Raw genomic sequence first — 5,802 nt, forward strand, 5'->3', positions numbered from 1 at the left:
TGGATGCTTTTTAAATTCAGAGTTCGCGGCGAAAAAGGATCTCCAGTTCCGATCTAATCCTCTTAAAACTTGCTGCGATACTTTCGCGGGTAAGGCTTTGTATTGTTCGGTCTCTTTCATCAAGGAAGCCATCTGATTATATGTCAAATACCCATGACCATAAATCCAGTTTTGACGGATGAGATAATTGGCTGAGTTGTAAAGATTTTTAGACTGCCAAGACAAGCGATCTATCGACCTCCAAAGACGATGCCCTTTTTTGATTATATGTCTTTGGGCTAGTAGCATTATTGTCCGTGAGATTTTAACTCGGGCCAAATCTTTTCGGTTTTTCGTTTCGACCTTCTTAATCCGTACATCTGCGAGCAAAAAAAAGTAATAATGGCGATTAAGTCTTCCATTAATTCATCTTTGTTTCCACCACCTCCAGGCAGTTCGATAACTGACTCCTGCTTTTTTGGCATAGTCTGAGAATTTTATCTCTATATATTACCAAACATAACTATACCTGACTATATTGTTATTGAAACTTTACAATACCCATTACTATCGCCAACTTATTTTGAGTAATGTCATAACGTTCCAAAACCTGTTTGCTTTAGCACTGTCCCTGCTTTTCCCATGCCTAAATTTTGTCAAAGACTCATGCGAAATGTTAACAAAACACCTTCTCTACGACTGTTCCTCATCCTCCTCTGACTCATCCAGATACAAACTAATGAACTCTTCTGCTGCTGCTGGATTAATTTTATTCAGTCCCTTCCTAATTTCTAGGATGGCATCGCCGACGGGATCGGCAACCTCATAAACCCAGCGGTGAACATTAGAACGCCCCACTTGCATTACCACGGCTAATCGATTTTGAGTAATGCCATAACGTTCCAAAACCTGTTTGAGTGCTTTGCCTGCTTTTCCCATGCCTCAGATTGTGTCAAAGGCTTACAACCGGGTAAATGGTTGACAAAGCCCGTTCCCTACAACGATTCCTCACCCTCATCTGACTCATCCAGATACAACCTAATGAACTCCTCGGCTGCCGCTGAATTAATTTTATTCAGTCCTTTTCTAATTTGGAGGATAGCATCACCGGATGGATCTCGATTTTCATTAACCCAACGGTTGATACTGGAACGTCCAATACCCATCGCCACCGCCAACTTATTTTGGCTAATGCGATAGGTATCTAACACCTGCTTTAACACTGTGCCTGCTTTTCCCATGCCCTTGATTGTGTCAAAGGCTTACAACCACGTAAATGTTGACAAAGTTCTACATCAAGATAAAATTAGTAGTGTTGCACTTTGTCAACATAACCGTCAACTTGAAAAGCAGTTAAATCCTTATGACACAAGAGTTTATTCCCAACCCAACCCCCAACCCGCAAACCCCTCTCCCTGCCAATCCACCATCAGAACCCAATCGAGTCCCCCTCAAAGTCTTAGTCATTAGCACTCCCCAAGGCGTCAGTAACACCATTCACGCCTTTTACCGCCTTGGCTACGCCCAAGTCAGTGAATGGAGCAAACCTCAGCCGACTCAAAATCCTGGTGAGGTAATGAGTATCCTGAGTCGCCGTATTCAGGTTGACTAATCGGTAGCAAAAATAACCTAACCCCCTTCTGTCGCTAACAAGGGGGAACAAGACACTCATCTCAAATCACGAATAGTCATGCAATCGCTACGCCACCGCATCAATCACCAAACCTTTGTCATCACCCTCCAACAAATCGCCAAATACCTGAACATTAATCCAAAGCGCATCCTCAACTGGGAAAAGTGGTATCGAAGGATTGGGCGGTTACTTTATTAGTTACCGCAAGCTAGAACAGTGGATTGCCGCTTGTCGTACCCTAATCCGTTTCTGCCCAAACCTGGAAACCCTCAATACCCTTTGGTTACTCATCCAGCAAGAATCTCAACGATACACAAAAGAAGCCTTTTCTCGACTCGAAGCCATCTGGCAACAACGGCAAACGTATTTGCGCGATCGCTATGTCAAAATGAGGAAATCTTGGCACACACGATGAGGACGCTAACCCTGATGTTCAGAATCGGTAAAATACTCACCGCTTTATCACTCTCGCTATTTTTACTGGTAACGGCTTGTGCCGCACCATCCACCGCTCCCCCACCCTCAACCGAAGCGCCTCAAACTAGCACTCAGCAACCTACTCAGGTTTCCGGTGAACCTTTAGCTGGGGGGCAGTTTAATCAATTCTTCCCCGACGCTAACGGTGATTATAAGCGCATATTTGCCCAAGAGAAAACTGGATTTGCCGAAGCGAAGTTGAAACAGGATGGCAAGGATGTGGCGGTGCTGTCGATTAATGATTTAGCCAATAACCCCAGTGCAGCGAAGAAATTCCAGGATAGTTCTAAAACAATTGCCGGGTATCCTGGTGTGGAACGGGGGAAGACACAAACAGCGATTCTGGTTCGCGATCGCTTCCAAGTCAAAGTCCAATCCCGTGACGACTCTTTTACCCCTAGCGATCGCGAGGCTTGGTTAGAAAAGTTTGATCTGCAAGGATTATCCCAACTCAAATAAAATTGGTCATTCGTCAAAACACTGATTTCCCAGATTTATTGTCCAGATACGGGTAGGGGATGAAAGCTTAGTTACACTGATTACACAGAAAGGTTAGTTCTCTATAATTGGTCATTGGTCATTGGTCATTGGTCATTTGTCCTTGGTCATTGGTCATTTGTCCTTGGTCATTGGGAACAAATTAAAGATATCATTGAAACGATTTATAGGAGATTTTACATGAGTAAATCTATTATTGAATTAGTTGATAATTTACCTGAAGGTGGACTAACCGTTTCCGTCTTGAAAGCCTTAGATTTTGTTGCTCCTGGTGATTGGCAAAATGTGGTTGGCTTTGAAAATACCGTGCGCGAGGTTACAGGGGAAGATGATCCGGCATTAATTCAGGATATTAGTGAACGCGCTCTTTGGCTCTATAACGACAAGTCCCAAGGCTATCAACGGGCAATTTGGCTTTTCCAATCTGTTGATAGTGCGGATTTTGCTCTCGGTGCGGCAGCTTTAGCTAATAAAATCGGTGAACGAGTTTCGTTTCTGGGATTTTTAAATCGGCTTACGCCCAAAGCTGATACGGCACAAACTATCGATTTGTGTTTAAAAGTTGTGGCGGAATTGGTGGCGTTTTGTCAAATTAACGGCATTCCTGGAGACAGTATCGGGGATTTTGTCAATGCTTTAGCTGACTATAGCGGTGAGTCGATGATCCGAATGGCGGGACTTATCTGTATTGATGGTTTGATTCCCCTGGGTCCTGATTTCATTCAAGTGGCACAATCAACGCTTTCTGGATTAAGTCCCTCGCGCTTAGAGCAAAATTCCAGCTTTCAACAAATCAGCGGCTTGATTCCGGGAAATAGTTCTGAAGGCAAGCTGAACTTTATTGGGGAAAGCTTCGATGCGGTAAAAGGTTGGATGGGTGGCGTAGTCGCGGCGAGAGGGTTAACGCCACAAAAGGTGGTTAATAATCTGCAAGGATTTGTGGAAATTGCGGATGATAAGTTGGATTATCTGGCTGCATTTTTAGACACGTCAACGAATTATTACGAACATACTGGTACTCAAACCGTCGCCCGCCGTTTAATCGAACGAGCAGCGGCTGAAATTTGATCAATAAATTCCCCGTTCAATCTATAAAAAGTAGACGGCGAATGAGTAGACGGCGAATGGAATTCACGTCTACACAAACAAAGTCCGCCTGCGCGGACTTTTAAGACAAATTTTAGTTAATTTCCCCCAACCCCCCTCATTCCCCTTATAGATCCCCTTCCGTCCCCCTTCAAAAAGGGGAGACCAGTCGTTACACAAAACTAAAGTAACTATCATTCAAACTCAGACTGCTTTCACCTTGTACAATACCAATCAATTCATCTTGACCTGATGGTGTAGAAGACTGGAGGAAAACACCAATTCCTGATGGTAAACTGGGCGAAACAGTGGCGAGTTGATAGTCAGCCGCACTGCCATGAAGTTCGATGATATCTTGGTTGATATCAAAATCAGTAATGAGGGCGTAATCGCTAGAACCAGCGGTTGTCCCGTCAGCATCATCATAATAGGCGGTGAATGCATCTCCAAGTTGGAATACATCCGCACCAAAGCCACCGATAAGACTATCCACTTCCCCTAAACCGGGATTTGCCAGATTGAGTTCAACGCCGATTAACAGATCATCGCCGCGATCGCCAAATAACATATCATTCCCTGTACCGCCGAAGAGATAGTCATCACCGCGATCGCCAAATAGCATATCACTTCCAGCTTCACCAAACAGGTTATCATCGCCGCGATCGCCAAACAAGGTATCATCGCCGCCACCGCCTACTAAATCATCATCATCGCGCAAGCCAGAGAGAATGTCATCACCAGGAGTGCCAAACAAGATATCATCGTCATCGGTGCCAATGAGTTCAGTATCGGAAATTAGCACATTGTCATAATCCACAAATAAACCATTATTAGCATTATTGGTTTCATCGGTTTCAGGAAGTGTTCCGTCTTGATCAATGATCATGCCAATGTAGTAAATTCCATCACCATTCCAGGTAGAATCATTAATTCCTGGCAAGGTTAACCCCGTGGTATAAGCACCAATGCTGTTACCCGCTAAACCATTAATTGTTGCACTACCGAGGAATTGATCCGCCGTATCGATAGTATTATCGGTAGAAACGTAGAAAGAAACATCAAACGCTCCGGCGGCAAACATTTCCGTGTTTTGCACTTCAAAATTGACATCGAAGTGATCACCAGCCGCTAAGGGTTCCTGCACTAAGTTGAAGTCTACGCCAACTAAATCCGACAGTTGGGTATTATTGATGACCACATTATCCTTATCCAACATCAAGCCAAGATTGGCATTATCCGTTTCAATTGTTTCCGTGATATCATCACCGGAATCAATCATCATGCCGATATGGTAGCTGCCATCTCCACTCCAGAACGCATCATTAGCTTCAGGGAGAATAAAGTTGCTCGTAAATGTGCCACTGCTATTGGCTGCCAATCCAGTGAAACTGATTGTATCCAGCAGTAAATCTGAGTTGCTAATACTACTATCACTGGAAAGATAGAAGGAAACATCAAAAGCACCAGCGCTGCTTCCTGTGTTACTAATGTCAAAATCAATGTTGAAACTATCCCCGGCATCTAGAGGTTCTGGAGTGACATCAAAATCAGACCCGGATAAGTCAGCTAATTGGGTATTATTGATGGCTACATCATCGTAGTCGAACAGAAAGCCAACATTTGAGTTATTGGTTTCATTGACTTCCGTAACATCTGAACCCGAATCAACCCGCATACCGATGTAATAGGTATCATCTCCATATAAATCCCAGAAGGAATGATTAACTCCTGGCAGGTTTAAGCTAGTGCTAAAGGAGCCTGTACTGTTCCCAGCTAACCCATTAATCGTGGTACTGCCTAACAAATGATCTACAGTGCTAATTGTGTCATTACTGGAGAGATAGAAAGACACATCAAAAGCACCAGCGCTACTTCCTGTATTGCTAATGTCAAAATCAATGTTGAAACTATTACCTGCATCTAGGAGTTGTGGAGTGACATCAAAATCCAAGCCTGATAAGTCAGCTAATTGGGTATTATTGATGGCTACATCATCGTAATCGAACAAAAAGCCAACATTTGAGTTATTGGTTTCATTGCTTTCGGTAACATCTGACCCCGAATCAACCTTCATACCGATGTAATAGGTATCATCTCCATATAAATTCCAGAAGGAATGATTAACACTG

8 protein-coding genes and 1 pseudogene are annotated in these 5,802 nt (G+C 43.6%); 4 read left to right on the forward strand and 5 right to left on the reverse strand.

Features of this window, described 5'->3' with window-relative positions:
- From RIG66_RS32945 to RIG66_RS32960, 4 genes and pseudogenes are all read right to left on the reverse strand, one after another.
- Positions 1–225 (reverse strand): annotated as a pseudogene (locus RIG66_RS32945) (transposase); the annotation flags it as partial.
- 62 nt (positions 226–287) lie between these two features.
- Positions 288–464 (reverse strand): hypothetical protein, encoded by a 177-nt coding sequence (locus RIG66_RS32950; RefSeq protein ID WP_446384184.1) that lies wholly within the window; start codon positions 462–464, stop codon positions 288–290.
- Between the two features lie 208 nt (positions 465–672).
- Positions 673–918 carry a helix-turn-helix domain-containing protein gene (locus tag RIG66_RS32955; RefSeq protein ID WP_446384186.1) on the reverse strand — a complete coding sequence of 82 codons (246 nt, stop codon included), beginning with the start codon at positions 916–918 and terminating at the stop codon, positions 673–675.
- 56 nt (positions 919–974) lie between these two features.
- Complete coding sequence (locus tag RIG66_RS32960; protein WP_446362878.1) at positions 975–1,220, reverse strand: helix-turn-helix domain-containing protein; 246 nt, start codon at positions 1,218–1,220, stop codon at positions 975–977.
- A 122-nt stretch (positions 1,221–1,342) separates the two neighbouring features.
- On the opposite strand from RIG66_RS32960, the gene RIG66_RS32965 reads away from it, so the two are divergent.
- From RIG66_RS32965 to RIG66_RS32980, 4 genes are all read left to right on the forward strand, one after another.
- The gene (locus tag RIG66_RS32965; protein ID WP_446384189.1) at positions 1,343–1,591 is read left to right on the forward strand and encodes a hypothetical protein; all 249 of its coding nucleotides are present in this window, start codon (positions 1,343–1,345) and stop codon (positions 1,589–1,591) included.
- A gap of 199 nt (positions 1,592–1,790) precedes the next feature.
- On the forward strand, positions 1,791–2,027 hold the full coding sequence (locus RIG66_RS32970; RefSeq protein ID WP_446384191.1) for a hypothetical protein: 237 nt from the start codon (positions 1,791–1,793) through the stop codon (positions 2,025–2,027).
- Between the two features lie 11 nt (positions 2,028–2,038).
- A complete protein-coding gene (locus tag RIG66_RS32975; RefSeq protein ID WP_446384196.1) occupies positions 2,039–2,548 on the forward strand; it encodes a hypothetical protein in 510 nt (169 codons plus the stop codon).
- Between the two features lie 219 nt (positions 2,549–2,767).
- A complete protein-coding gene (locus tag RIG66_RS32980) occupies positions 2,768–3,655 on the forward strand; it encodes a hypothetical protein (protein ID WP_446384193.1) in 888 nt (295 codons plus the stop codon).
- 190 nt (positions 3,656–3,845) lie between these two features.
- On the opposite strand, the gene RIG66_RS32985 is transcribed toward RIG66_RS32980, so the two are convergent.
- Positions 3,846–5,802: CARDB domain-containing protein (locus tag RIG66_RS32985; RefSeq protein WP_446384195.1), on the reverse strand; the 1,957-nt coding region annotated here is incomplete at its 5' end.

Source organism: Coleofasciculus sp. E2-BRE-01, from assembly GCF_040221695.1.
In the GTDB taxonomy this organism is placed as follows: domain Bacteria; phylum Cyanobacteriota; class Cyanobacteriia; order Cyanobacteriales; family Coleofasciculaceae; genus Coleofasciculus.

Bases quoted from the DNA above. Each gene is read 5' to 3' on its own strand.
- RIG66_RS32955 (WP_446384186.1), bottom strand. From the start codon at position 918: ATGGGAAAAGCAGGCAAAGCACTCAAACAGGTTTTGGAACGTTATGGC.
- RIG66_RS32980 (WP_446384193.1), top strand. From the start codon at position 2,768: ATGAGTAAATCTATTATTGAATTAGTTGATAATTTACCTGAAGGTGGA.
- RIG66_RS32960 (WP_446362878.1), bottom strand. From the start codon at position 1,220: ATGGGAAAAGCAGGCACAGTGTTAAAGCAGGTGTTAGATACCTATCGC.
- RIG66_RS32950 (WP_446384184.1), bottom strand. From the start codon at position 464: ATGCCAAAAAAGCAGGAGTCAGTTATCGAACTGCCTGGAGGTGGTGGA.
- RIG66_RS32965 (WP_446384189.1), top strand. From the start codon at position 1,343: ATGACACAAGAGTTTATTCCCAACCCAACCCCCAACCCGCAAACCCCT.